General features: G+C 44.1%; 26 protein-coding genes and 1 tRNA gene. 18 read left to right on the top strand and 9 right to left on the bottom strand.

What is annotated here, in order from left to right; genetic code table 11:
• Nucleotides 1-14: 14 nt before the first annotated feature.
• From GTQ38_RS13185 to GTQ38_RS13175, 3 genes are all read right to left on the bottom strand, one after another.
• On the bottom strand, nucleotides 15-3,167 hold the full coding sequence (locus tag GTQ38_RS13185) for a SusC/RagA family TonB-linked outer membrane protein (protein ID WP_317169077.1): 3,153 nt from the start codon (nucleotides 3,165-3,167) through the stop codon (nucleotides 15-17).
• Between the two features lie 711 nt (nucleotides 3,168-3,878).
• Nucleotides 3,879-4,721 carry a DUF2911 domain-containing protein gene (locus GTQ38_RS13180; RefSeq protein WP_161436014.1) on the bottom strand — a complete coding sequence of 281 codons (843 nt, stop codon included), beginning with the start codon at nucleotides 4,719-4,721 and terminating at the stop codon, nucleotides 3,879-3,881.
• A gap of 94 nt (nucleotides 4,722-4,815) precedes the next feature.
• Nucleotides 4,816-5,997 (bottom strand): hypothetical protein, encoded by a 1,182-nt coding sequence (locus GTQ38_RS13175; protein WP_161436013.1) that lies wholly within the window; start codon nucleotides 5,995-5,997, stop codon nucleotides 4,816-4,818.
• Between the two features lie 176 nt (nucleotides 5,998-6,173).
• On the opposite strand from GTQ38_RS13175, the gene GTQ38_RS13170 reads away from it, so the two are divergent.
• From GTQ38_RS13170 to GTQ38_RS13125, 10 genes are all read left to right on the top strand, one after another.
• Entirely contained in the window at nucleotides 6,174-6,671 is a 498-nt protein-coding gene (locus GTQ38_RS13170; RefSeq protein ID WP_161436012.1) for an SRPBCC family protein, read from the top strand.
• Nucleotides 6,672-6,673: 2 nt separating this feature from the next.
• Nucleotides 6,674-7,366 (top strand): SDR family NAD(P)-dependent oxidoreductase, encoded by a 693-nt coding sequence (locus tag GTQ38_RS13165; RefSeq protein ID WP_161436011.1) that lies wholly within the window; start codon nucleotides 6,674-6,676, stop codon nucleotides 7,364-7,366.
• Nucleotides 7,366-8,676 carry a cryptochrome/photolyase family protein gene (locus GTQ38_RS13160; protein ID WP_161436010.1) on the top strand — a complete coding sequence of 437 codons (1,311 nt, stop codon included), beginning with the start codon at nucleotides 7,366-7,368 and terminating at the stop codon, nucleotides 8,674-8,676. The genes GTQ38_RS13165 and GTQ38_RS13160 overlap by 1 nt, the downstream gene beginning before the upstream one ends.
• Nucleotides 8,677-8,788: 112 nt before the next feature.
• The gene (locus tag GTQ38_RS13155; RefSeq protein ID WP_161436009.1) at nucleotides 8,789-9,208 is read left to right on the top strand and encodes a DUF1801 domain-containing protein; all 420 of its coding nucleotides are present in this window, start codon (nucleotides 8,789-8,791) and stop codon (nucleotides 9,206-9,208) included.
• Nucleotides 9,209-9,223: 15 nt separating this feature from the next.
• The gene (locus GTQ38_RS13150; protein WP_161436008.1) at nucleotides 9,224-10,654 is read left to right on the top strand and encodes an amidohydrolase; all 1,431 of its coding nucleotides are present in this window, start codon (nucleotides 9,224-9,226) and stop codon (nucleotides 10,652-10,654) included.
• A gap of 9 nt (nucleotides 10,655-10,663) precedes the next feature.
• Nucleotides 10,664-10,960, top strand: coding sequence for a GNAT family N-acetyltransferase (locus GTQ38_RS13145; protein WP_161436007.1), 297 nt, complete (start codon nucleotides 10,664-10,666; stop codon nucleotides 10,958-10,960).
• Between the two features lie 2 nt (nucleotides 10,961-10,962).
• The gene (locus tag GTQ38_RS13140) at nucleotides 10,963-11,397 is read left to right on the top strand and encodes a (4Fe-4S)-binding protein (RefSeq protein WP_161436006.1); all 435 of its coding nucleotides are present in this window, start codon (nucleotides 10,963-10,965) and stop codon (nucleotides 11,395-11,397) included.
• Between the two features lie 93 nt (nucleotides 11,398-11,490).
• Nucleotides 11,491-12,078 carry a sugar O-acetyltransferase gene (locus tag GTQ38_RS13135; protein WP_161436005.1) on the top strand — a complete coding sequence of 196 codons (588 nt, stop codon included), beginning with the start codon at nucleotides 11,491-11,493 and terminating at the stop codon, nucleotides 12,076-12,078.
• Nucleotides 12,079-12,122: 44 nt separating this feature from the next.
• Nucleotides 12,123-12,995, top strand: a complete 873-nt coding sequence (locus GTQ38_RS13130; protein ID WP_238857933.1) for a TolB family protein — start codon at nucleotides 12,123-12,125, stop codon at nucleotides 12,993-12,995.
• A gap of 22 nt (nucleotides 12,996-13,017) precedes the next feature.
• Nucleotides 13,018-14,013, top strand: coding sequence for a pirin family protein (locus GTQ38_RS13125; protein WP_161436003.1), 996 nt, complete (start codon nucleotides 13,018-13,020; stop codon nucleotides 14,011-14,013).
• 30 nt (nucleotides 14,014-14,043) lie between these two features.
• Here the strand turns inward: GTQ38_RS13125 and murA are convergent, their stop codons facing one another.
• The 3 genes from murA to GTQ38_RS13110 all read right to left on the bottom strand — a co-directional run bounded on the left by murA (nucleotide 14,044) and on the right by GTQ38_RS13110 (nucleotide 16,393).
• Nucleotides 14,044-15,351, bottom strand: coding sequence for a UDP-N-acetylglucosamine 1-carboxyvinyltransferase (gene murA / locus GTQ38_RS13120; RefSeq protein WP_161436002.1), 1,308 nt, complete (start codon nucleotides 15,349-15,351; stop codon nucleotides 14,044-14,046).
• Nucleotides 15,352-15,366: 15 nt separating this feature from the next.
• Nucleotides 15,367-16,020, bottom strand: coding sequence for a DUF4290 domain-containing protein (locus GTQ38_RS13115; RefSeq protein WP_161436001.1), 654 nt, complete (start codon nucleotides 16,018-16,020; stop codon nucleotides 15,367-15,369).
• 85 nt (nucleotides 16,021-16,105) lie between these two features.
• Nucleotides 16,106-16,393, bottom strand: a complete 288-nt coding sequence (locus GTQ38_RS13110) for a DUF493 family protein (protein ID WP_161436000.1) — start codon at nucleotides 16,391-16,393, stop codon at nucleotides 16,106-16,108.
• A gap of 86 nt (nucleotides 16,394-16,479) precedes the next feature.
• Here GTQ38_RS13110 and GTQ38_RS13105 point away from each other — a divergent pair, with 86 nt between their 5' ends.
• The 5 genes from GTQ38_RS13105 to GTQ38_RS13090 all read left to right on the top strand — a co-directional run bounded on the left by GTQ38_RS13105 (nucleotide 16,480) and on the right by GTQ38_RS13090 (nucleotide 21,013).
• Nucleotides 16,480-17,043: an AAA family ATPase gene (locus GTQ38_RS13105; RefSeq protein WP_161435999.1), complete on the top strand. Its 564-nt coding sequence runs from the start codon at nucleotides 16,480-16,482 to the stop codon at nucleotides 17,041-17,043.
• A 1-nt stretch (nucleotide 17,044) separates the two neighbouring features.
• Nucleotides 17,045-18,943, top strand: a complete 1,899-nt coding sequence (locus GTQ38_RS13100) for a RecQ family ATP-dependent DNA helicase (protein WP_238857932.1) — start codon at nucleotides 17,045-17,047, stop codon at nucleotides 18,941-18,943.
• A complete protein-coding gene (gene fmt, locus GTQ38_RS21000; RefSeq protein WP_238857931.1) occupies nucleotides 18,944-19,891 on the top strand; it encodes a methionyl-tRNA formyltransferase in 948 nt (315 codons plus the stop codon).
• Between the two features lie 176 nt (nucleotides 19,892-20,067).
• The gene (locus GTQ38_RS13095) at nucleotides 20,068-20,340 is read left to right on the top strand and encodes an HU family DNA-binding protein (protein ID WP_161435998.1); all 273 of its coding nucleotides are present in this window, start codon (nucleotides 20,068-20,070) and stop codon (nucleotides 20,338-20,340) included.
• Between the two features lie 112 nt (nucleotides 20,341-20,452).
• Entirely contained in the window at nucleotides 20,453-21,013 is a 561-nt protein-coding gene (locus GTQ38_RS13090) for a YqgE/AlgH family protein (protein WP_161435997.1), read from the top strand.
• On the opposite strand, the gene GTQ38_RS13085 is transcribed toward GTQ38_RS13090, so the two are convergent.
• Nucleotides 21,000-21,854: an aminotransferase class IV gene (locus tag GTQ38_RS13085; protein WP_161435996.1), complete on the bottom strand. Its 855-nt coding sequence runs from the start codon at nucleotides 21,852-21,854 to the stop codon at nucleotides 21,000-21,002. The two genes, GTQ38_RS13090 and GTQ38_RS13085, sit on opposite strands and share 14 nt — an antisense overlap.
• Nucleotides 21,855-21,906: 52 nt before the next feature.
• Nucleotides 21,907-22,290 (bottom strand): START-like domain-containing protein, encoded by a 384-nt coding sequence (locus GTQ38_RS13080; protein WP_161435995.1) that lies wholly within the window; start codon nucleotides 22,288-22,290, stop codon nucleotides 21,907-21,909.
• Between the two features lie 233 nt (nucleotides 22,291-22,523).
• On the opposite strand from GTQ38_RS13080, the gene GTQ38_RS13075 reads away from it, so the two are divergent.
• Nucleotides 22,524-22,597: transfer RNA gene (locus tag GTQ38_RS13075), tRNA-Met, on the top strand.
• Nucleotides 22,598-22,758: 161 nt separating this feature from the next.
• Here GTQ38_RS13075 and GTQ38_RS13070 read toward each other — a convergent pair.
• Entirely contained in the window at nucleotides 22,759-23,568 is an 810-nt protein-coding gene (locus tag GTQ38_RS13070; RefSeq protein WP_161435994.1) for a carbonic anhydrase, read from the bottom strand.
• A gap of 461 nt (nucleotides 23,569-24,029) precedes the next feature.
• On the opposite strand from GTQ38_RS13070, the gene GTQ38_RS13065 reads away from it, so the two are divergent.
• Nucleotides 24,030-24,632, top strand: a complete 603-nt coding sequence (locus GTQ38_RS13065; RefSeq protein WP_161435993.1) for an MBL fold metallo-hydrolase — start codon at nucleotides 24,030-24,032, stop codon at nucleotides 24,630-24,632.
• Between the two features lie 531 nt (nucleotides 24,633-25,163).
• Nucleotides 25,164-26,219, top strand: coding sequence for a hypothetical protein (locus GTQ38_RS13060; RefSeq protein ID WP_161435992.1), 1,056 nt, complete (start codon nucleotides 25,164-25,166; stop codon nucleotides 26,217-26,219).
• Nucleotides 26,220-26,446: the final 227 nt, after the last annotated feature.

The following is a 26,446-nucleotide window of genomic DNA, read 5'->3' as shown; positions in this document are numbered from 1 at the left end:
TTTGTATTTTTTAATTAGAAGGATACGTTCAACCCTAATGATACTACTCTATTTGGGTTATAGTCATTACCAGAAGGTGTACCTGCCAGGTTGTACTGAGCATTCAGTCCTCGTCTTTTGGTTTTGATATAAAGGTTCTCACCGGAAACAAAGAGTCTTAGACTGTTTAGCCCCAATTTGTCTGTGAGCCTCTTTTCGAAAGAATAGGACAAATTCGCATTTCTCAATGCATAGAATGTGGCGTCGGTCAAAAACCTTGTAGACATTCTCTGGAACTGGTTAACGTTGCCGTTCTCCAGTCGTGGTACATTGGTAATATCTCCAGGGGCTCTCCAGGCATCCAGTTGGTCAACATGTAATGAAACCCCATATTCACCTTCGTGCATCATATCTGCGTAGCCATAGTCCAGTATTTCACCACCAATAGAATAAGTAATAAGGAAATCAAGGTCAAGTCCCCTATAACTAAAAGCGTTACGCACGGATCCGATAATGTCAGGGACGGCGCTTGCATCAACATACGCTCTTCCGGCCTCTTGCCAGTCATTGGTAGTAGCGTGCGATCCATCATCGTTCAGTACAGGGATTCTTTCCTCAGTGTCGGGATCGTCTTCATACATGAAGTACAGGGAATTCCCATTATCGGGATCTACCCCGGCATAATCAAAAATATAGAAATCATATCTTGAGCGTCCCTCATCCCAGCGCTTGGAGCCAAGAACAAAAGGAGTGGGAAGTTCGGTAATCTCATTTTTGAAGGTCGAGGCCTGAAGGGACATATCCCATTTAAAGTTCGCCGTATTTATCATGTGACCCGTCAGCGAAAGTTCGTATCCGTCATTGACTATTGTTCCGATATTCTCAGGTTTTTCGTTCAGACCGTTCGAAAGTGCTATTGGAAGGTTGTACAGAAGGTCTGAGGATGTCTTGTTATAATACTCGAAAGTTCCGTCAAGGAAGTTGTTAAACAAACCAAACTCTACAGCCAGGTCCCAATTTTCCGAAGCTTCCCAGGTCAGCGTAGAGTTTCCTAAATTAGACCAAAATATGGCCGGTGCGCCGGCATTGGAGGTAATCTCATAGCGGGGCTGGGAGATATAGAAATCCTGGCGGGTGGTGGAACCTGATACCAATAGTCTGTCATTCCCTACCTCACCGTAAGAACCGCGGATCTTCAATTGGTTTATGAAACCAATATTCTCCATGAAATTTTCCTGGTCTACCCTCCAGGAACCGCCAATGGAGTAAAAGTTACCCCAGCGGACGTCCTGGTCAAACACGGAGCTACCGTCCCTACGTGCCGAAGCACTCAGATAATACTTGTTGTCAAAATTATAGTTAAGTCTCGCAAAATATCCCTCCAGGGTTTTATCGGATGTATAACCACTTAAGTCTGTAGGTACGGAAAAGTTAACGAACTCATATATCCCCTCCGCTGTCTGGGTATTTGATAAACCGCTGTTTTCAGAGTAATTCCGGTCAAAGCTCTCGTGGCCAAGTGTAAGATCAACGTTATGAACATTGTTGATGGACCTATTGTAAGTGAGGATCTGGTTGAAATTCTCCACTGTTCTTCTGAACCTTGTCTCACCATATCTTCCGGTAGGAGCCCCATCACCTACTATATTGTTCTCGTACTCTTTATCAATACCGTCCTGAATATCCTGCCCATAGTTTACTTTAAAGTTAAGCCCGTCTAACAGTCGAATATCCGCATAGTACCTAAAACCTATGGTATTCGTTCGATCGAGGTTATCATTAAATATCGCCTCGGCGATTGCATGTCGACCGGGATTATTGGGGCGAGATTGTATATTGTAATCCGAATAACCCTCACCCAGATCAAATTGCCGCTGCCCTTCGGCATCGAGAACATAATCCCCATTGGTATCTTCCAGATACACAGGATAAATGGAACCCATGTCCTTTGCAAAGCCAAAGGGATTTACGATACTGGTTGTTCCTGCGCCATCGGGGCCGTTCGTTTCCGCAAAAGTAAGGTTAACACTTCCGCCCACCTTAAGCCAATCTGCCGCGTCAAAATCGGCATTCAATCGTGTGGTAAGTCTCTCGAAATCACTTTCGATTACATATCCATCTTCCTTTAGATAGGAAGCGGAAAAGAAGACCTGGCTCCTTTGGCTACCACCTGTAATACTCAGGGAATGATTCTTCCTGCTTCCTGTTCTCTCCAGTACATCGTACCAGTTTAAACTCTGATAGACGACTTGAGCATTAGGGTTTAAATTTCCATTGGTATCAACAATGGCGTCATTGGCCACATTAAAAGGATTGTAACCCAGTCTGCTATAAATAGTGGCCGAGGCCTCAACGGCGTCACCTCCCAAGGCGTTTTTGTAGGCTTCCCACATGAGTTCGTAGTACTGGCCCGGACTCACAAAGTCGTACTCATCAATTGCCTGTGTTATAAAACCATATTGTGAAGAAAAGTTTACCCTGACCGGCGAATCTTGTCTACCTTTCTTTGTAGTGATGATTACGACCCCGTTGGAAGCACGGCTACCATACAGGGCTGTGGAAGCAGCATCCTTAAGTACTGTCATCGATTGTATATCATCCTGGTTGATGCTTGCCAGGGAGCCTTCAAATTGCATCCCATCAACAATATAAAGTGGAGCTGTCACACCGTTCAAAGTACCTACGCCCCTGATCACAATACCAGGCCCGGAGCCAGGTTGTCCTGAAGAAGAAATAATCTGCACACCAGTGGCCGCACCTTCAAGGGCCGTAATTGGTGAAGTGGCCGCCCTGAGTTCAAAGTCTGTCGCTCGGACCACATTGGCAGAGCCGGTAAAGTCTTCTTTCCTTGAGGTTCCATAAGCGGTAACAACGACTTCCTCCAAAGCCTCGGCGCTCTCTTCCATCATGACATTAATCACATTGGAAGCACCAATGATGCTACTTACATCCCTTTTCCCAATGTAGGTAAATAGCAATGTTTCTCCGTTACTGGCCCTGATGGAATAATTCCCATCGAAATCTGTTTGCACACCACGGGTAGTTCCTTCAATTATCACCGTTACACCGGGTAAAGGGAGATTGTTGGAGTCCGTGACCTTGCCCGAAATTGTTTTTTCCTGTCCAAAGGAAAATAGTATAGACAAGACCCAAAAGGATACCGTAGTCCATTTTCTCTTCATTTCCATTAAATCGTGAATTTTTGAGTTAGTTAAGGGACTAATGTATTTGCTTAAGGCCTGTTCGATAAAAACAAAGTAGTATATGAGGGTATTTGAAAATAAGTGGTAAGACCGGAAGGATTTTGGCTCATATTGGTCTATTTGTCCGACCGTAACTGCGGAGGTAAGTCGGAATTGGGCATACATACCTTATGCTATCCAATTATGACCTTATATACCCCTTTTATACTTTATCCTTTGTTATAAATTGGACACATTAATGTGAAGAACCAATACATTCGACAGTATTGCCAGGAAAAGTTCCTAAAGTAGAACCAAAGAAATAACGGTGATAATCCCAGCCAAAAGGACAAGATCCACTTAAAAGCGAATATTTTAGTGATATTGAAAAGAAGGTAGTTGAGGGGGACTGATTTTTTCTTCTTTAGACTTCCGGTTTACAGGCTGTAGTGACCAGTTTTTGGGATAAAGACCAGCTATCCCCGCAATAAATGAGGTTTAAGAACCCGTCTTCGAAACTTAAGGAAATCCATTGTTCTGCTCTGCTGAACATGATATTTGGCATCGAATCCATATTACCATTGCGAATAAACAGAAATATTTACATTCATTTAAAGGTCCAGAAGGTAATATCTCCGCTAAGCAATATGATCCAAGCCAAAATAAAAGAGACCGCCCTTACAGACAGTCTCTTTATTCTGCCTTATTTTCGGAATCTTATAAAGCTCCCCATTCTTTAAGGGAATCCTTATTCATCTTAACATAGTCTGCATTACCTGCTGCTTCAGCAACTTCCATTGATCTCTTCGCAGCTTCGATAGCACCTTTTTTATCGCCCATTTTAGCGTAGATCAGCGCTTGTCTTCTCATTACCCAGAAGGCCTTATCGTTCATGGAAACGGCCTTATCTATCCATTCTTTGGCTTTTTCCAGGTCTTTTCCTTCTTCAAAATAATAGGAAGCGGCTGCGTAATAATCCCCCGCTGATGGTCCGCTCATAACGGCTTCAATGCTCTTTACAGCTTTATCCGCTGTAGGCACAGTGAATGGTACCCCTACATAAGTCTTCTCCCAGAGAATACCCAGGGTAGCACCGTTGTTGTGCAGGTCGTCCAAAGTCATGGTAAATGTTTGAACATCCATAGGCATGGTATAAACCTCAGCTGTAGTTTTGGCCGCTACCTTGCTGTCATCCCAGTCCTGTGGTACACCCCAGTTTTCGGTTTCTGTATAGAATAGTACTTCCCAGGAAGTTGCTCCTGGCTTGGTGTAGATGGCATAAGAGCCGGCTTTTAGCGTTTGTCCATCAATAACCACGTCATCACTAAATGAGATGGTTGAGTTCTTGTTGGCACCTGTACGCCACAGTTTGTCCGTTGGAACCAAATTCCCAAAAATGGTCCTTCCACGCATTGAAGGGCGCGAATACTTAACTTTTACGTCTGTTAGCCCGACTTTTTGATACACTTTTCCTTCCGGGCTGGGTTGGGGTGTTGTTAGCTGCCCTTGTAGTGAAAATGACACCAAGGCAGCGCAAATTAAAATAGTTAGCTTTCTCATTTTGTAACAGTTTATGTTATGCCACAAATCTAAAAATAAAGGGGTGGGCTGGCTGTTAACAAATACTTAAATAACAAGAGTGAATGACGGCAATTCAGTTAAAAGCAAACGGTTTGGAAACGGTTTCGCCCGAGAGATACAAACTAAGATAGTAAACGCCTCCCCGCAATCCCGTAAGGTCTATGGCATTGGTCCTGATATCTATTCCATGAGTAAAGCGTACCCTCCTTCCGGTAGTGTCAAAAAGAGCTCTTCCGAAAACCGTGTTATCCGGTGGGACAGTGTATTTCAGGACGTTGGACCCAGGCTCCCGATACAGAATGAAAGAAGTGGACTCCTGAACATTGTCAGGGTCTTCCGCCACACTTTCCTCGTCTTCTTCCGGCGTTTCTTCCTCCGGTTCTTCCCCCGGATCAGCGGCAGGTGTGTAATAAAAAAGCTGAGCGCTACTGTTTATGGGAGGCTGTTCACTGGAGAACCTTTCCGAACTCAAATAGTATTGATTCCCTGAACTATGGGTAATAGCTTCAACCTGTCCGAAGTTCAATGTCAGCTGTAGTCTTTCCGTTCCGGTCGTAAAATTGAAATCCCCGTTTAGATCTGGTATGCGGACAAGAAAGGGAACCAATTGAATGCTGTATCCTACAAGATACAACTCAGATTCAGAGGCATTGAATGTGGCGCCGGTTATCAGGCCATTGGCGTTATAGCCGGCTATCCTTCTCGCGGTATGGTTGCCAGGGACCTTGGGTATGCTGTAAACCCCTGTGTTGCCATCCTGCGGCTGTTTGGTAAAGATCAGAAGTTCTTCCTTATAGGCTACAAGGGCTTCGGCATCCCAAGCAGGTTCCTCCCCTTCCATAAAGTCGGGCTCATCCTCATAAGAAAATTTAATGGCCTCTGCAGTTACATTGTCTGAAACGTCATAGTCCTCCTTTGCGATCCTGTACACGGTTAATTCGGTACGATCACCCAGATTGTTCCCAATGTCTCCTACGTAGATATAGCTTTCGTCTGCTGTAATATCTTCCCAATCCGTATGATTCGCATTATCAAGGGTTACCATACGGCTTATGGCCAGGTCTGTCGTATCGATCTCATAGAGCACGGCTTCGTCCCCGGAGTCGTTATGGGTCACTAACTTCCCATTATGAAAGATCAGACCAGAGGTTTCCTGTACAGCAGAAGGTAAATCTCCCCTGGAGGAAACAATTTCCTGAGAGGCACAAAAGCCGATGCCCATAAAGAACATCCAGAGGTGGGGTTTGAGCAGCATGACAGGGGAAATTACAAAAAGAAGACCCCCTCACCAAACCTGTAGGACGCTACTCCCGGTAAGAAGGTATTGAATGCTATAAGATTAAGGACCTGAGCCCGGTTATTTTGAGTTTTGTTTAACGTATTTAATTATATATTAAACAAAATCTTCGTAAATTTGTCAAAACTTTTTTTGTGAAACTTTACCGATTATCAGCGAAGCAAACCCTGCCTATTACAATAGAGAGAGCCTGGGAGTTTTTGTCCAATCCAGCAAATCTAAAAGTTATAACGCCGGATAAAATGAAATTTAATATTTTGTCAGGTGTAGAGCGTTCCATGTTCCCGGGCCAGATCATACAATACGAGGTATCTCCCTTTGCCGGATATAGCACAAGATGGGTCACTGAGATTACCCATGTAAAGCACGGGGAGTATTTTGTGGACGAACAACGTTTCGGTCCCTACGCCCTTTGGCATCATAAGCATTTTTTAAAGCCGGTAGAAGAGGGTGTGGAGATGGAGGATATCATTGATTACAAATTGCCTTTTGGGATCCTCGGGCAGTTGATGCATCCAATATTGGTTAAGAAACAATTAGAAGGCATTTTTAACTATAGAGAACAAAAACTAATTGAGCTCTTTGGATCAGTCCCGGGAGCACCCAAAACCATTACTTTCCAGACCATATAGATATGCGAAAAAATATTTTACTTATCGGAGGATCCTACGGTATCGGATACTCCATTGCAGAGTTGCTCAGTAAGGATCACAATGTCTTTGTATGTTCCCGAACCTCAGAAGGCCTCGAGAACCTGGATGTTCAGCACATACGCTTTGATGTTCTGGCGGATACCCTGGTACAGCAGCAGATCCCTTCTGAGATCCATGGATTTGTATATTGCCCGGGTTCCATCAACCTGAAGCCACTTAAAATGATGGGCTTAGAGGTATTTCAAAAGGATATGGAGGTAAATTTCTTTGGACTGGTCAAGACCGTTCGGGAAATCATGCCGAAAATGGCCAAAGGAGCATCCATGGTTTTCTTCAGTACTGTGGCGACTGGGACCGGAATGCCTTTCCACACCAGTGTCGCGGCGGCCAAAGGCGCGGTCGAGGGATTTGCGAGGTCCCTGGCGGCAGAATACGCTCCTGATCTCAGGGTAAACGTCATCGCTCCTTCACTGGTAGATACTCCGCTGGCCGGGCGTTTGCTGAGTAACGATAAGAAAAGGGAACTCATGGCCTTGCGCCATCCGCTTAAAAGAATTGGTTCACCGCGTGATATTGCAAAATGCGCCCGGTTTCTCCTGGGTGAGGACAGTGACTGGATGAGCGGTGAGGTTGTAGGAGTGGATGGTGGCCTCTCTAATCTGAATGTCAATTGATGCAGCCTGAAATAGCGCTTTTCTGGTTTAGAAGAGATCTAAGGATCCGGGATAATGTTGGTCTTTATCACGCCCTTAATTCCGGGTATCCCGTATTGCCAATATTTATTTTTGATTCGGAAATACTGAGTAGCTTGCCTAGACATGATGCAAGGGTAAATTTTATTCACAATCGGGTTCAACAACTAGACACGGAAATAAAAAAACTGAATGGCAAGGGTGTTGCCGTGTATTTTGGACAACCCCTGGAAGTTCTCCAAAAACTGAGCTCAGAATTTCTTATCAGGGAAGTATTTACCAACAGAGATTACGAGCCTTATGCCAGGACCAGGGATGAATCCGTAGCATCGTACTTCCAGGATCTGGACATTCCTTTCCGTACCTATAAGGACCAGGTCATCTTCGAGGAAGACGAGATTGTTAAGGACGACGGAAACCCCTATGTTGTCTACACTCCATATATGAAAAGATGGAAGCTACAGTTTGCCAAAGAGCAGCCTTTGAGTTCGTTCCCTTTAAGTGCCAAAGCGGCCAATTTTTATGACAGTTCGGAACTTCCGTTCCTTACTTTGGAACAAATAGGCTTTAATGAATCCACCATACAAGTACCGGAATACCACACAGACCAGGAACTAATATCCAATTACGAAGCGACACGGAACTTCCCGGGTTTGGATAAGGGCACATCGCGACTGGGACCGCATTTGCGCTTTGGTACGGTCTCCGTGCGGGAAATGATCAAAAAGGCGGTCTCCTCTGAAAACGAAGTGTTTTGGAATGAACTGATCTGGCGGGAATTCTTTATGCAGATCCTTTGGCATTTTCCGGATACTGTCCATAAGGCATTCAAACCACAATACGATAGGATCCAATGGCGGAACGATACTTCCGAATTCGAGTTGTGGAAAAACGGAGAGACGGGATATGCCCTTGTAGATGCCGGGATGCGCGAGCTAAATGCCACGGGGTATATGCACAACAGGGTACGCATGCTGGTGGCCAGTTTTCTTTGCAAACACCTGCTTATTGACTGGCGATGGGGAGAGGCCTACTTCGCGGAAAAGCTTCTGGATTACGAAATGGCCAGCAATGTTGGAAACTGGCAATGGGCCGCCGGTAGCGGTGTGGATGCTGCACCCTATTTCAGGATCTTCAACCCTATGACCCAAGTGGAAAAATTCGACCCGGACAAAACCTACATCAACAAATGGGTACCTGAACTTCAGGAATTTAGCTATCCGGATAAAATGGTGGACCACAAAATGGCTCGGGAACGCTGTCTCAGAACCTATAAGGAGGCCCTGGCCTGATATTAAAGTCGCTTTTGCTTAACAATGGCTTTTTTTGCTTAAACCGGCCTTAATTAGGCCTTGGGATAAGCGGAAAATTCAGTATTTTAGAAAGCAGCAAAACTTCCGCTATATGGCCCAAAACAAAACGATCCCCAACAACGCTTCTGTAACCGCATTTTTGGAGGCTGTAGAAGATCCACAAAAAAAAGAAGATAGCTATAAACTGCTGGAATTGATGAAAAAAATCACCGGCAAAGAAGCGGTTATGTGGGGGCCAAGTATAGTTGGTTTTGGAAGTTATCACTACAAATACGATTCAGGGCGAGAGGGCGATATGTTACTCACAGGATTCTCTCCAAGAAAACAGAACCTGACCATGTACATTATGTCTGGATTCAACCGATATGATTATCTCATGGAAAAACTGGGTAAGTATAAAACCGGCAAGTCCTGCCTGTATGTAAAAAAACTGGCAGATGTTGATCTTGAGGTTTTGACAGAACTGATAACGACATCCTATGAATACTATGACAAGAAATATAATGGCTAATTCAAATACACAACAATGAGAAAATGGGCATTAATCGGGTTATTGCTGATCTTTGGTACCAGCATACATTCCCAAAAACTAAGTAAGAATAAGAAAGGGGCAATTGCCAGTGTGGAAAAGCACGAGTCCTCACTAATAGCAATAAGCGACTCTATATGGGCTCTTGCTGAAACGGCGTTTGAAGAAGATGAGTCATCCAGAATATTGGCAGACTACGCAGAGGCCAATGGTTTTAATGTGGAAAGAGGTGTCGCAGAAATGCCCACAGCTTTTGTAGCCACTTATGGCAGTGGGAAGCCTGTTATTAGTGTTTTAGGGGAATTCGATGCGCTTCCGGGTATCTCTCAAAAGGCTCAACCCACAAAAGAAGCTCTTGCAGAAGGCGCCGCAGGCCATGGCTGTGGTCATAACCTTTTTGGAGCGGGAAGCCTAGGTGCGGCCATTGCGGTAAAGGAACTAATTGAGCAGGGAAAACTCAAGGGTACTGTAAAGTTCTTCGGCACACCTTCGGAGGAAAAATACTTTGGAAAGATATGGATGGTCCGGGAAGGGCTTTGGGATGGTGTCGATGTCAACTTGAGCTGGCATCCCGGAGCCTCCACCAAGGCTGATGTGCAGAGTTCCCTGGCGTTGGTCGACTTTAAAGTGGAGTTTTTCGGGCAGGCGGCGCATGCATCAGCGGACCCCTGGAACGGCCGCAGCGCCTCAGACGCGCTTGAGCTATATACGGCCGGGATCAATTACTACAGAGAGCATATCAAACCTACCGTAAGGATACACTATCACATACAGGACGGAGGCCAGGTGGTTAATGTTGTCCCGGATTACAGCAAACTCTGGGTCAGGGTCAGGGATACCAAAAGAAGTGGTATGATGCCGGTATATGAAAGAGTACAAAAAATGGCAGAGGGTGCGGCTATCCTTGCCAACGTGGACTATAAGATCTCTTTGATCTCGGGAATCTACGAGGTCCTGGTCAACCGCGCGGGTGGCGAGATCATGCAGAAGAATCTGGAGTTACTTGGTCCTATTACCTATACTGAGAAGGAGATCGCGTTTGGCAAAAAGATTCAGGAAGTCACAGGCAAGCCACAGTTGGGCCTGGATTCGGCAATTTCCAGCCTGGAAACCACCAAGGAACATCCGGGAGGCGGATCCACGGATGTCGGTGATGTAAGTTGGAATGTACCCAATATTAACCTTAGCGTAACAACTGCTCCAAAAGATACGCCATGGCACTCCTGGGCCGTAGTAGCCTGTGGTGGAATGAGTATAGGACACAAGGGCATGTCCTATGCTGCAAAAGCCATGGCCATGACCATGGTAGACCTCTTTGAAGACCCTAAACTGGTACAAAAAGTAAATGCTGAATATCTGGAAAGGAAAGGTTCTGAAACTTATGAGGCCATTGTGCCTGAAGGACCTCCGCCTGTTGGGAACAATTAAATAAATGCTATGAAAAACTATGAACTAATAGACAACGAAGCCGCAAAACAGTACGAATTCCATGTTGATGGAACGGTACCGAGAATTGAATATATCAAAGCCAGGGACAAGATCTACCTCACCCATACGGAAGTCCCAAAGGGGCTTGAGGGAAGGGGAATAGGAACAGCTTTGGTTAAGGCGGCCCTGGAGGATGTTGAAAAACAAGAGCTGACACTGGTACCCCTTTGCCCCTTTGTCGCGCTTTATATAAAGCGACATCCGGAATGGAAAAAACTAGTTTTAAAAGGAATAAACATCGCGTAATTATGTCGGAAAGAGAAATTATAAAGGAGTATTCTAACGGAGAGCTTACTGTTGTATGGAAACCCAAGAAGTGTATACATTCGGGCATTTGTGTTCAAACACTTCCCGAAGTCTACGACCCTAATGCGAAACCCTGGATCAAAGCTGAGAATGCTTCCACGGATGCCTTGAAATCGCAAATAGACCTGTGTCCATCAGGCGCTCTGAGTTATTATATCAAAGGAGAAAATAAGCAGGAACAAAAGACGGCAATGGAGGGTGCCAAGGTAGAAGTAATCCCTAACGGGCCGTTGATCGTACAGGGTGAATTGGAGGTAAAGCTGGCTGATGGCAGCCAGGAAGCCAAGAAAAGAAGCACCGCTTTCTGCCGTTGCGGAGCATCGGAAACCAAACCCTACTGCGACGGAACCCATAACACTATTGGATTCAAAGATTGAAAGAATTGGAGTCGTGAGAACCATCGGCGCTCTAACCTTCTTGTTGTTGACTTCAAAGGTCTTAACATAGTAAGGCGGCCTAATATTTTCCGAATGACCGAAAAGGAAAAAATGCTTAAAGGACTTCCCTATAATTCAAGGGACAGGGAGCTAATTGCCATGTATCACCGGGCGAGAAAACTCTTTAGCGAATACAACCGGCTCAATTCAGAAAACAGACAGAAGCGGAACGAGATTCTGAATAAACTCCTCAAATACAAAGGGGAAGGCGTTTGGATTGAGGCCCCTTTTTATTGTGATTACGGTGAAAATATCTCCATAGGTGCCAATACCTTCGTTAACGCGAATTGTTTCTTTCTCGATGATAATTTCATTACCATTGGGGAAAATGGCCTGATAGCACCTTATGTGCAGATCTACACCTCAGCTCACCCGGTCGATCCGAGGGAGAGAATCCAGACTTCGGAAGGAAGAACTTCTTATGTTACCTATACCAAACCGGTAACTATTGGCAAAAATGCCTGGATCGGCGGGAATTCAGTCATACTTCCTGGTGTCACCATAGGCGACAACGTAACTATCGGTGCCGGAGCTGTTGTCACCAAGGATATTCCGGATAATGTACTGGCATTGGGTAACCCCTGTCGTGTGGTAAAAAATTTTGAATCGGAAGAGCAATGAATAAAATCAGCTTTAAAATATTAATGCTACTAACAATTTTGGTTATGCATAAGGGTAAGGCTCAAGAAAAGCAGCTGACATCTAAATTGGAAATCTATAATATTACCTCAGGCACAAGGGAGGTAATTTATGAGGAAAAAGATCATTTTGAAGCGCCTAACTGGAGTACCGACGGCAGTTACCTGATCTTTAATCAGAATGGGCTTCTCTATAAATTACCCTTACAAAACCCAAAAAAAATACACATCCCTACAGGACAGGCAGACCGATGCAACAATGATCATGGAATATCACCAGACGGCAGAACCCTGGCTATAAGCAATAATGATAAGATAGAGGGTGTTTCCGGGGGAACATCCCGTATTTATACCCTCCCGGTAGAAGGAGGAACACCTAAACTCATCACACCGGATTACCCATCATACTGGCACGGCTGGTCTCCGGACGGAAAGTATCTGGTATACACTGCCAGGCGAAACGGGGATTACGATATCTACCGCATTCCTGCGGTTGGCGGAGAAGAAACTCGCTTAACCACAGCTCCAGGGCTGGACGATGGTCCCGAATACAGTCCGGATGGAAAATACATTTATTACAACTCCATGGAATCCGGAAAGATGGAGATCTGGAGGATGAGTCCGGACGGTAGCCAGAAGGAACAGCTTACAAATGATTCCTATTCCAACTGGTTCGCACACCCTTCACCCACCCGAGAACATTTTGTCTATATAGCTTATCTGGAAGACCAGGGAGACCGCCACCCCCCTATGAAAGAAGTGGCCCTGAGGTTGTTCGATCTAAAGACAAAAAATATCCAAACGCTATGCACATTTACTGGTGGGCAGGGTACCATAAATGTTCCCTCCTGGTCCCCTGATGGAGAGCGGTTCGCCTTCGTTTCTTATGAAGAAAATTAATATGAAAATTTAACTATTTGCTATGAACTCTGCTGTAAAACGAATTTTCCCCCTGGGCTTTCCCTGGGAAACTCAGGATCCCTTTCTTTTTTGTGTTTATCATCTGGACCACTATCCCAAAGGCAATGAGGAGATGGAACCTGCCGTTTCCCTGGAGGGAAGGAATCTCGGAAACGATTTTGTCATCAAAGATGGATGGCGCATGTACCATGGGCTTACAGTTCCGGGATTTCCGGCGCATCCACATCGTGGATTTGAGACTATTACTATTGTAAATAAAGGCTTTTGCGATCATTCAGACTCTCTCGGTGCAGCCGGACGCTTTGGAGAGGGTGATGTTCAATGGATGACGGCCGGGAGGGGCGTGCAACATTCAGAAATGTTCCCTTTGCTCCAGACAGAAAGGGATAACCCATTGGAGCTCTTTCAGATCTGGCTTAATTTACCGGCTCAAAGTAAATTTGCCGACCCTCATTTTAAGATGTTGTGGCACGAAGATATTCCGGTATTAAAGGAGGATGGAGCCTCTTTAAAACTGATAGCCGGAGCATATCAGTCCACTGAAGCCCCTGCACCTGCCCCGGACTCATGGGCTGCAAACCCGGAAAACCAGGTATCCATCTGGAACCTCTTGTTGGATCCCAATGCAACATTTAGTATCCCTGCAGCCGCAGGAGTTAACCGCACATTGTATTATTACGAGGGTGATAAAGCACAGTTACTGGATGAGCAGATCTCAGTAAATACCGGTATAGAACTACATCCGGAACACACGATAACCCTTAAAAACGGCGACCGTAGCTCAGGTTTTCTTCTATTGGAAGGAAAGCCTATCGCCGAGCCAGTCGCAAAGTACGGACCCTTCGTTATGAATACGCAAAAGGAGATCCAACAAGCTATGGAGGAATACAGAATTACACAGTTCGGGGGTTGGCCGTGGCCACATCATGATAACGTCCACGATAAATCTGAAGGCCGTTTTGCCCGATATCCGGATGGAAATGAAGTAAGGCCCTAGGGCAGCAACCTGCAGAAATCCAAGAAAGTTTTACTGTCTGATAATATTGGCGCCAATGGCCCTGAGTCGGGTGTCAATATCTTCGTAACCCCGGTCTATCTGCTCTATGTTATGAATAGTAGAGGTCCCTTTGGCAGACAATGCCGCAATAAGAAGGGAAACTCCCGCCCTGATATCCGGCGATACCATAGTAGTCGCTTTGAGGGTGGATCTGAAGTTGTGACCGATCACCGTAGCTCTGTGCGGATCACAAAGGATGATCTTGGCACCCATATCGATTAATTTATCAACGAAGAACAAACGACTTTCGAACATTTTCTGATGGATCACCACTTCGCCTTTGGCCTGGGTGGCCATTACCAAAATTATACTCAGTAAGTCCGGAGTAAGCCCCGGCCATGGCGCATCGGCAATCGTAAGAATGGATCCGTCTATATAATTCTGTATTTCGTAGCCCTCTGAATGCTTAGGGATGAAGATATCGTCTTCACGACGTTCCAGCTGAATCCCAAGTTTTCTGAAAACCGCGGGAATTTGCCCCAGATCGTCCCAACTGACATCTTTAATAGTGAGTTCGCTACGAGTCATAGCGGCTAAGCCTATCCAACTGCCAATCTCGATCATATCAGGAAGCATTCGGTGTTCAGTACCTCCCAATTCCGTTACTCCTTCAATTACCAGAAGATTAGAACCTATGCCGGAGATCTGTGCCCCCATTCTGTTGAGCATTTTGCACAATTGCTGAAGATAAGGTTCACAGGCCGCGTTGTAGATGGTTGTTGTGCCTTCAGCAAGTACCGCAGCCATAACAATATTTGCAGTCCCGGTAACTGAGGCCTCATCCAGCAGCATATAGGTACCTTTCAGCTTATCCGACTCTACCCCGTAGAAATGTTCTTCACTGTTGTAACGGAATTGTGCTCCCAGTTTCATGAATCCCTCAAAGTGGGTATCCAGCCTTCTACGGCCTATTTTGTCGCCTCCGGGTTTAGGGATATAACCTCTTCCGAAACGTGCCAGCAATGGTCCGACAAGCATGATGGACCCCCTCAACCCTCTACCGTCTATTTTGAATTGTTCGGACTCCAGAAAGTCCAGATTGACAGCATCCGCCTGGAATGTATAAGATCCTTTCCCAAGTTTATTTACATTGACGCCCAGGCTGTCCAACAAATCAATTAGTTTATTTACATCAACGATATCCGGAATATTGTGAATGGTAACTTCTTCGGGTGTCAGGAGAACCGCACAAAGGATCTGTAGTGCCTCATTCTTTGCGCCCTGAGGGGTTATCTCGCCATGGAGCGTATGCCCACCCTCTATAATAAATGTACCCATGAGAGGACGAAAAAATTAGAACCGTTTCTTACCACGGTTATTATTCCTTTGACTTTTCTTTCCGGAGCTGCTGCGACTGGATTTTGGCAATCTGTTTTTAAGGAATTGTCCGCTATCTGTGAGATTTTCTCCATCAGAAGCCAGGTCAATCTGGCCATCGCTTAATTCATATAAATGCTGAAAGATCACCTGGTCATCCACGCTGTCCTTATTCCAATTCAGATAACATTTTTTCATATGATTGGCGATGGCGTACTCCAGGCCGGATCTCTTATCCCCTTTCTCCCATTTGATGGCAACATCGATCATTCGTTTGATGTTATTCCCGTAAAACCTGTACTTTGGATGGTTCTGGGGATACTCCAGCGGGTCTGGCCTTTGCTGCAACATCTCTTTGGTTGTAATAGGAAAGGGAGAGTCCACATCCAATTTAAAATCGGCCATGATGAACAATTGATCCCATAATTTATGTTGAAAATCAGGCACGTCGCGAAGATGCGGCTGAAGATTTCCCATGACGCTAATTATGGCCTTTGCGACCCGGTTGCGTTCTTCTTTGTCTTCTATGGATACTGCATAGTCTACCATTTTTTGAAAATGACGACCATATTCCGGAATAAAGAGCTTAGGACGCTCCGTATTGTATTCTAGGTTTTCTACTAAATTCAAATTAAAAAGTTTATGCTTATGTACTTCGAAAAGCGGTAAGTGTATAACGCCTGCAAAATAACAAAATTATACCACAAATACCATTTTAAAGAGATATTACACCCTCAATCTTGCCAACCTCCTTGTACTTGAGAATGACTTCTTCAGGACCTGCAAGATGCACAGTAACTGATATACTGGTGTATTTTCCCTTTCGCGACTGTTTGGATTCGATTACGGCTCCGGTATTGTCAAAAATCTGATGTATCTGGCTGATCTTTTCCTGATCGGTTGGTATTATGAACTTGTAGAGATAGTCCGATGGCCAATCTGTATTTTGAAGTAATTCTTCCTTTAGCCTATCGTAAAATTCCTCGGTTTTCTCGCTATCCATCGCATCGTTTTTGCAAATATACACCTTCGACCTAAATTTTTTAAGCTTATTGCTATTGATTACTTTTGTCTACATAATCAGCGCGTTTGAAACCGAAAAGAATTGCCATTACAGGCGGTCCGGGATCCGGAAAGACCTCTATAGTGAATGAGTTGGAAACCAATGGTTTTTATTGCTTTCACGAAATTATCAGAACGATGACGATGCAGGCAAAAAAACAGGAAAATGAGAAAGAGTTCAGTACTAATCCACTAGCCTTTGTTTCTGACCCGTACCAATTCAATCAGAAAATACTTCAGGGACGTATTACTCATTTTGAGGAAGGTGCAGCCAACAAAGGAGATGTAGTCTTTTACGACCGGGGAATCCCTGACGTGCTGGCATATATGGATTATTTCAGTCAACCCTATGAGGCTTATTTTGAGAAAGCCTGCGAAGCACACCGTTATGACATGGTTCTCATTGTACCTCCCTGGAAAGAGATCTATATATCGGATAACGAGCGTTTGGAAAGTTATGAGGAAGCCCTTCAAATTCACCGGCATTTGGAAGATACCTATTCCAAATACGGATACCAGGCTGTAGTGATACCAAAAGGTACGGTTGCCGAGCGCACTGCATTTGTTTTAAACCAATTAAAACTGGTATAAGATGATCGCGGATCCGCAATCCCTATTAAAGAAACACTGGGGTTACGAAAACTTCAGGGGGTCCCAGGAATCCATCATACAATCTGTGATGAGCGGGAAGGACGTGCTGGCCCTTTTGCCGACCGGCGGGGGTAAATCCGTATGTTATCAGATCCCGGCACTGAGCATGGAAGGTATTTGTATAGTGGTCTCACCCCTTATCGCCTTAATCCAGGACCAGGTAGCTTCACTCAAAAAAAGGGGGATCAAGGCTATAGCCCTTACAGGGGGTATTCCGTTTCAGGAGTTAGTTAACCTCCTGGACAACTGTTTGTACGGAAATTACAAGTTCTTATATCTCTCACCGGAAAGGCTGCAACAGGAATTGATCCTTGAGAAGATCAGTCAAATGAAAGTCAGCCTTGTAGCCATAGACGAAGCGCATTGTATCTCCCAATGGGGTCACGATTTCAGGCCGGCCTATCTGCAGTGCAAGGTATTGCGGGAGTTGGCCGAAGGAGTACCTTTCATAGCCCTTACAGCAACAGCAACCGAAAGGGTTTCCAGAGATATTATGGATCATTTGGATTTGAGAGATCCCGGTGTATTCAAAGATTCTTTCTCCAGGAGTAACCTAACCTACACCGTATGCGTTGAAGAAGACAAGAACTATCGGCTGACCAGACTCTGTACGGAAAGCGAACGAAGTGGTATTGTATATGTCAATAGCAGGAGGTCTTCTGTGGAGATCTCCCACTTCCTTAACAGTAAGGGAATATCTGCATCCTACTATCACGGAGGAATTCCGTCCCAGGAGAAAAAAAAGAAGTTGGATCTTTGGTTAAACGGCACCCACAGGATCATGGTTGCCACGAACGCCTTTGGAATGGGCATAGACAACCCGAATGTGGATCTGGTGGTTCATTACCACATTCCTGAGAGTATAGAAAACTACTTCCAGGAGGCCGGAAGAGCCGGGAGGGACGGTATGCCTGCCAGGGCTGTGCTGCTGACCAATAAGACAGACGAACATCGGCTAATGGATCAGTTCCTCAGCAGCATCCCGGAACCCGCTTTCCTGAAGAAGTTATACATTAAGCTCAACAACTTCTTTCAGATCCCTTACGGGGCCCTGGAGTCTAAACCCTTTCAGTTTAGATTTGATGAGTTTTGCGATAGATACGGGCTTTCCGGAAAATTGACCTATAATGGACTGAGGCTGTTAGACCAGAATTCTGTAATCGCATTGTCCCCTAATTTTTCACGAAAGACCACGGTTAAATTCACTTGTGGTAAAAAGGAGCTCTGGTCCTATCTGGAAAATAATCCCGGCCTAACGGACACCGTACAAATATTACTGAGGACTTATGGAGGCGTTTTCGATTTCGAAACACCGATAAATGTTTCGCTTCTCGCCAAAAAGTCCGGGCTGGGTGAAGAGGATGTTCTTCGATCCCTTGAACAACTTCAAAAAGACGGAATACTTGATCTGAAATCCAAAAACCGGGATCTGGAAGTTACCTTTCTCGTTCCTCGTGAAGATGACAGGACCATCAATATCTTTGCAAAAAAGGTGCGTAAGCATCAGGAAATAAGAAAGGAGCAATTATTGCGGATGCTGGAATATACCCGCAATAACCGAAAGTGCAGAAACCGACAATTGCTGAGCTACTTCGGGGAAAGAACCAGGGTAGACTGCGGAAAATGCGACGTTTGCCGGCAAGATACCAGAACGGATGAGGCTTTGTTGGAACAGGTAGAAAAGCATATCCTCGCCGCACTGGCTACGGAACAGCAATCCTCCCGGCAGTTGATCGAGTTGCTTCCGTTCGAAGAGCCTATTGTCCTGGAATCCCTTAGAAACTTGTTGGAGAATGATGAAATATCGATAAACAACAACAACCAATATACCCTGACCTAAATGAAGTTATTGCGTATCGTATTTATGGGCACCCCGGATTTTGCCGTGGCCTCGTTGAGAAAACTGATAGATCATTCCTGTGATGTTGTTGGAGTGGTTACCGCACCTGATAGACCTGCAGGAAGAGGAAGAAAGATCAAAGCTTCTCCGGTTAAGGAATACGCTTTAGCCCAAGGCTTGCCGGTATTACAACCCCAAAAGCTAAAAGATCCCGCTTTCCTTGAGGAACTAAGCGAACTAAAAGCTGACCTATTTGTAATAGTAGCTTTCAGAATGTTGCCCAGGGAAGTCTGGCAAATGCCCGAATATGGAACTTTTAACCTGCACGCTTCCCTTTTACCGGACTATCGGGGGGCAGCTCCCATCAATTGGGCCATAATAAACGGGGAGACTGAAACTGGTGTTACCACCTTTTTTATAGATGACAAAATAGATACCGGGGCCATTATTTACCAGGAAAGCACAGCGATATCAGAGCAAGCCAACGCTGGTGACCTGCACGATCTGCTTATGGATCAGGGCGCGGAGCTGGTATTAAAGACGGTTAAGGCTATTGAAAGCGGGCAGGCTGAAAGCAAGGTACAACCCGAAGGAAGGAATTTAAGATCGGCACCTAAAATTCACAAGGAAACCTGTGAAATTAACTGGAATAAGCCGGGAAAAGATATCTATAACCATATCAGGGGCCTTAGTCCCTACCCTGCCGCCTGGACAACACTGATCAACGGGGAGGAAGAGACGGGGCTTAAGATCTACTCCTCCACCTTTGTGCCTGCTAATCACCAACTTAAGATTGGATCTGTTATAACTACCAAAAAAGATCTTAGGGTGGCGGTCCGTGACGGGTATCTTCAACTACTGGAAATGCAATTGGCTGGAAAAAGGAAGATGCAGGTCTCGGACTTGCTCAATGGGCTCAATCTTGAAAAAAATGCCCAAATGGTGTGAGGCCCCGCCGTTATTGGGCTGCGGGAATCGTAAAAAAAGTCCCACTTTATCAACAAACGTTTCAAGTTATCAACAAAAAAGCCGATTTCCCTTGATTTTACTTGCGTTAATCGCAAATCCCTATAAATTTGTTTGAGCGTTTTAAATTATTTAACAACAATTAATGTAATTAAATTATGAACAAAACAGAATTAATCGATGCTATGGCAGCTGATGCTGGCATCACTAAAGCAGCAGCTAAAAAGTCATTGGAATCATTTTTGGGCAACGTAGAGAAGTCCCTTAAAGGTGGAAATAGAGTTTCTTTAGTAGGTTTTGGTTCTTGGTCTGTTTCAAGAAGAAGTGCCAGAGAAGGAAGAAACCCTGCCACAGGTAAAACAATTCAGATTGCTGCTAAGAACGTGGTTAAATTTAAGGCGGGCGCTGATTTGAGTAATTCAGTAAACTAATCTACCCTTAAAATATATAAAAAGCGCCTCATCCACGGGGCGCTTTTTTTGTTTTAACCTGTTTTTTGTTATTTATAAGAATTATCTTATTTTTAATAGCAACCATTAGACTATGACTGAAATAAAACCCAAAAAAGGTAGCCTGCTGATTGCCGAACCGGCTCTAACCGGAGACGTTTCTTTTAACAGGTCTGTGGTCTTACTGGCAGAACACAATGAAGAGGGCTCTGTGGGTTTTATACTCAATAAACCCCTTGACTATGACATCAGTGATCTTGTATCGGAGATCACAGTCCCTTTCCAGGTTTATAACGGTGGCCCTGTAGAACAGGATAATCTTTACTTTATTCACAAAGTTCCGCATCTCATCAATAACAGTGTAGAGATCTCCGACGGTATCTTCTGGGGAGGTGATTTTGATACAACTGTGGAACTTATCAACCAGCGAACCATCACCAGTAATGATATCCGATTCTTCCTTGGGTATTCGGGATGGGCTTCCTTGCAGCTAGACCAGGAACTGCTTTCGAAGTCGTGGATCGTTGTTCCCAATGAATACGAAAGCGGTATCATACAGAAGTCGTCCGCGGCCTTCTGGAAAGAGAAGATGATGCAACTGGGCGGAGATTACCTGCTTTGGTCCAATGCCCCTGAAAATCCTAATCTGAACTGAGTTTTTCCAGATTTTTGTTAAGCCTGTGTATTAGTTCAGTGGCCATAATGCTTTTGTATTGAGCTTTCCTGTATTTTGAGACCGGCTGAACACCAGCTATCACATTGGTTATGAATAGTTCATCTGCCTTTTGCAGATCGAATGGAGAAATGGTCCCCTCTTCCAATTGGTAAGTATCATCCGCCTTTAGCAGTTCTATTAACTGCTTTCGCATTACCCCATTGAGGCATCCTGAAGACAAGGGAGGGGTTTTAATCTTTTGTCCCTGAACCAGAAATAAGTTCCCGTGAAGTGCCTCCACAACCTCTTTGTTGACATTCAGTAGCAGGCAGTTCTGATAACCATTCTCTTTGGCGTAAATACTACCAAGAACATTAATGGCTTTGTTCGCCGTTTTTAATCCTGAAAGCAATCCCGGGGCCAAAAAATAGTCTTTGTAAAGTTCAATCTCGTAGGGCCGCTGATTCAGGGTATATTCCTCAGAATCCAGTGCCTCCGTTTCAATGATAAAGGATACCTCGTTTGTCTGTGGCAGGTAGCGACCACCATTATTTCTAAAAACGGTCAGGCGCACCCTTGCTGCACTGTTTGAAAGAGAGTTGGCCTGCAGGGTCTGTTTGATTTGCTCATTTAGATACTCCAGAGTGAAATCCATAGGAATTTCCATGCGCAGCATTCTCATGGAAGCCATTAGGCGGAAGTAATGGTCTTCCCAAAAAAGTATGCCAGACTGCTTTACCCTCAGCGTCTCGAACAAAGCGTCTCCATAGCGGAGTCCCCTGTTCTCGTGGTTCAAAAAACTGCTGTCGTTTCCGACCAGATTACCGTTGTAGTTGACCATAAAAAAAGCCCTGAAAAATTCAAGGCCAAATATACTTCAAATAATAGATTTGCTACTTGGACCCCAGAACCTGTTTTAGATCAGAGACTTGATTCTCCCAAAGCATTTTTGCCTCATCGATCTCATCTTCTTCAGCAAAATCCGTAATGAACAGGGAGACATCTTTGGTAATCTCGTCCACAATGATTTTCATCTCAAAAAAACTCTCATCCCCATTGTCTTCCCATGCGAATTTTACGAATTCATCGCTTTTTCGTTTTAACAGCTTCGCTTGTTCTTCCGCACCGTCCCAAATAAAATTAAAAGTCTCTCCTCTGGAGTTGACGTTATCTGCAAACCATTCGGAAAGTCCGGATGGTGTTGAAAGGTATTGATACAGCAATTGAGGTGAAGATTGTATGACGAACTCGAGTTCAAACTTAATTTTTCCACTCATCCCATAACACGTTTATACCGGACAATATATATATTTCTAAATGATAAAAAAATAAAAGCATCAGAATAATTTTGAGGGTCTATTTTTGATTGACCAAAAATTAAAGGTTATATTTGCAGCCGCTTTTACGGCATATGGCGAGGTTCCCGACGAGCGGAGAGATCTTATATCGGAAAGCAGACAAGTTATACTGTGTCGGGATCGGGAAGCATATTGGTACGTAATAATTTTATGGCGTGGTAGCTCAGCAGGTTAGAGCGTCGGATTCATAACCCGGAGGCCGGGGGTTCAAGTCCCCCTCACGCTACAAATAACCAAAAAAGAACGGAGGGCATTCCTGGAGTACCCTCCGTTAATTTTTTAATCAATGATCTTCTACCCACTGCGGCTATATTTTCCACATTTTTTATCGATATAACCTGAGCTCTGGGGTATAAAGAAGAAGCAATACTATATTCCAACGGCAGCTTATTCGGTAAACAAGCCTATGGTTCTTTCTCCCAGGGGTTGTACCGGTCTGAAATTGTACCCTAAAATCTCCGCGAAGACATCCAATTGTGCTTGTGAAATTTCAACTGGGTTTTCCATCACAATCCATTCGACAATTTCCGAACATGGAGGTGTAGTTAACGATCCGTCATAATTGTAATAACTCTTGTTTGCCGGTAACAGACCGGAAGCCAGATACTCTAAATCTGCATCAATATACATTTCGCCTTCCTCGGTTGGCAGTTCACTCAAAAATTGATCTAAAAAAGTGTTTTCGGCACCAATTTCGAATAAAACACCAATAACACTAAGACTGCCAAAAGCATTTCTATGCACGAGATGAGCTTCTAACGGACTGTAATTTCCATCAACAGTATGTTCACTATTGGCATGAAAATGAAACTGTAGTAAGTCATAGTCGCTCCCCTGAAAACTTAAGGTTCCCGTTCCCTTATAGTTAAATTGGATGGTGTGGCCATTGTTTATGATTTCGGTAGTTGAACTGGTATAGGCAGTGGACAAAGCCTGTAACACAGGATTATGCAAGGCTCCAAAGATGTTTATAGGAGATTGCCGGGAGGTGCTACCGCACTCATTTGCAATACCATCATCCACACAGTAATAAAGCCAATTCGCAGGCCCTTCATCTGTGCCGTTGTCGTAGTTAAAATCATCTAAGCATGCTACTTGCAAAGGGTCTACTTCATCTTTTTTACAGGAAGACATAAGGAAAAGCAGCGCAAATGTGAAAGCAAATAGCCTAACCCAGATAGACTGAGAAGAATTCATAATAAAGTAGGTTTAAGTTAATCAGGGCAAGATGGTTAAATGTAAGAATTGTTATTAAATAATAAAAACACATGTGTATTTTGCTTTTACCCAATTTGTAACCAGCCATATTATGATGGATTTGCCCGGCTTTCGCTGTTTATGAAATTGAAATACCAAAAGACGCCGCTGTTTATGTTGGAATAGTGAATAGTGCAGATATCTTGAAATTTATACGTGATTCCTGTAGCATGCGGTATTGCTTTTATAAAGATGCTACCTTAGTAGAAGGATAGCCAGAAAATTGTTTGATCCATAAGGTTGAATTGTATGGCCCGGATGTTCAAAAAATGATAGAAAACATGTTTTTATAGTTGGGAACGTCTAAAGACCATAAATAGGCAAGCTTGAAATGATTTTGGGCTTGGTTATCAGATTCCATTCTATAGAAATACTCGATTCAAAAGACTTAAATTAAAATTATGGCCAAAATTAAGGTTTTAGTGGAGGGTTATGCCATACAGCTAGACAAAGGTTGGAGGGCCAGTTCAACAGTCTGTTTGATTATAACAGAAGAGGAAAAAAAGATCATCACTGATCCGGGTTGCAACCGGGAAGCCTTGTTACAGGCATTGAGTGATGAGGGACTGAACACAAGTGATATCGATTATGTTTTCCTGTCCCATCGCCATCCGGATCATGTACTGTTGGCAGGTATTTTCGAAAGTGCCAGATACATTACCTTTGATGCCAACTTAATGTATGACAGGGACCTTATGCTGGAGTTCGACAGACATGTGCTTGGCGATGATATTGAAATTGTCCATACTCCAGGACACGTAGCTGAACATCTTTCTCTAATAGTCAATACTCCACAAGGTAAAGTTGCGGTAGCCGGGGATGTTATTTGGTGGCTTGATACCGAGGAACAAATTTTTGATCTGAATCAACCGGACCATAGCCATGCGTTGGATATGGACATGCAAGCCCTGGTCCAAAGTAGAAAAACACTTATAAGGAATGCCGATTATATCATACCGGGTCATGGTAAGATGCTAAAAGTGGATAAGAAGGTTTTAGGTTAATCGTTAAGGCTGCAATTTAGAAGCAGAACGGAAGGAATTCAAGTGTAAGTTTAAGTCTAAGACGAGGTTTAAGTTTAAGTCTAAGATTAAGTTTAAGGCTCAAGGTTTAAGTTTTAAGTTTTGAATTTTAAATGTTAAACTGTTTACTGCTTACCGCCAACTGTTTACTGTTCACTGATTACTGTTTACTGTATACTGATTACTGACCCAAGGGGTACTTAACCCCACCCCAAACTCAAGTTAACCGTTGGCGCTGCATTTTAAAAGCAGGGAGGCGGTTGGCCATTTTGAAAATTTGAACAATGTAAAATTGTAAAATTGAGGAATTGAGGAATTGTGAAATTCATAACCAAGTCCACGGCCTACTGCCTACTAGTAACTGCCTACTGACTTCATCCGCCGAAGCTTTAGCGAAGTAGGACTACCCGTTGCCAAAGACCTAAGGCACACTATATTTCTTTTGCTCCGCCACTAAAAATCTTTTTCTGTAACAAAAATTCATCCGTTTACTCTTTATAGTAAACCAACCAAATGAAAATCCAGATCCCTTTACACATTTTGGCCCTGGTCTGCGGCCTTTTTATTTCATGTAACCATCAGAACTCCAAAAACATGGAGGTTGCCCAGGATTATCCGTCAAATTGCCAGACCAACGAATACATATTCTGCTATACGGATATAGAAAACTTCCGTGAGGTTTACAACAGCATGGAACAGGGCGGTGACACCCTGGCCGCATTTGAATCCTATTTTAAAAACGCCTCTCCCGGACTGCAAGGATGGATTTCACGTTACAACTGGACACCAGAAAAGCTATCCCAGCGTATTTCGCAGATGCCTGATTATTATCAGTCTTTGTTAAATGCTGACACTGAGTTGAGAGGTTTTGAACATGAAATTGCGCAATACTACGATCGTATGAAAGAATTGTATCCTTTTGAGTTTGTCACCATCCCACCCACCTACTATTTTATTACCTGGGGCGGCGGGGGAAGCATTGAGCTCACCGGGAATATGATAAGTGTTGATTACTTTGGATACCATGAAGATCTGGATCATAGTGAGTTTGAACCCTATGGTGGTTTATTTCCCAAGGGAAGTTTCCCGCTAGTTCCGATCACAGATATTCCCTTTGTAGCTGTTCATGAAGTAGGACACCTATTTCAGACGTATCTACAGGGAGAGGTTGATTATGTCTCCCTCTACACTGATGAAACTAAAACCAACATGCTGGGCTATGCGGTTAGAGAAGGCACGGCAGATTTCATGGCATATCTGGTATCCCCAGATCTTGTTGATAAGACGAGATATACCTATGGAGAAGCCCATGAGGCAGAATTGTGGGAATTATTTAAACCCCATTTAAAGGAGCATCCGGATAATAACAAAGGTTGGTTTCATGGCAGATCTGATGACCACCCGGATTGGCCGTGGCAGATAGGCTATTACGTGGGTTGTAAAATGATCCAGCATTACTATAACCAGGCTGAAAATAAGGAAAAGGCCATTCTGGACATCCTCTCCGCAAAAGATACCGAATTCCATGAAGAAATAGCGAAACTATATGATTCGAAATTTGAACCTTAATTGTTCCTAATGTACATGACATTTAGGAAGTAAAGAAAAAGCTTAAGCGGTAGTATAAGGGTGAGTTTAAGATTAAGTTTAAGTTTAAGATTACGTTTAAGGTTTAAGTTGTAAGTTTTGAATTTTAGATGAATACGAGATCCGCTAACTACTGACTACCCACTGATTACATCTTCCGAAGCCGCAGGCAAAGGAGGACGGCTAACTGTAAATTGCCCACTGCCTGC

It is taken from the genome of Poritiphilus flavus (assembly GCF_009901585.1).
GTDB lineage: Bacteria > Bacteroidota > Bacteroidia > Flavobacteriales > Flavobacteriaceae > Poritiphilus > Poritiphilus flavus.
This window is presented reverse-complemented; position numbering and strand designations above follow the sequence as displayed.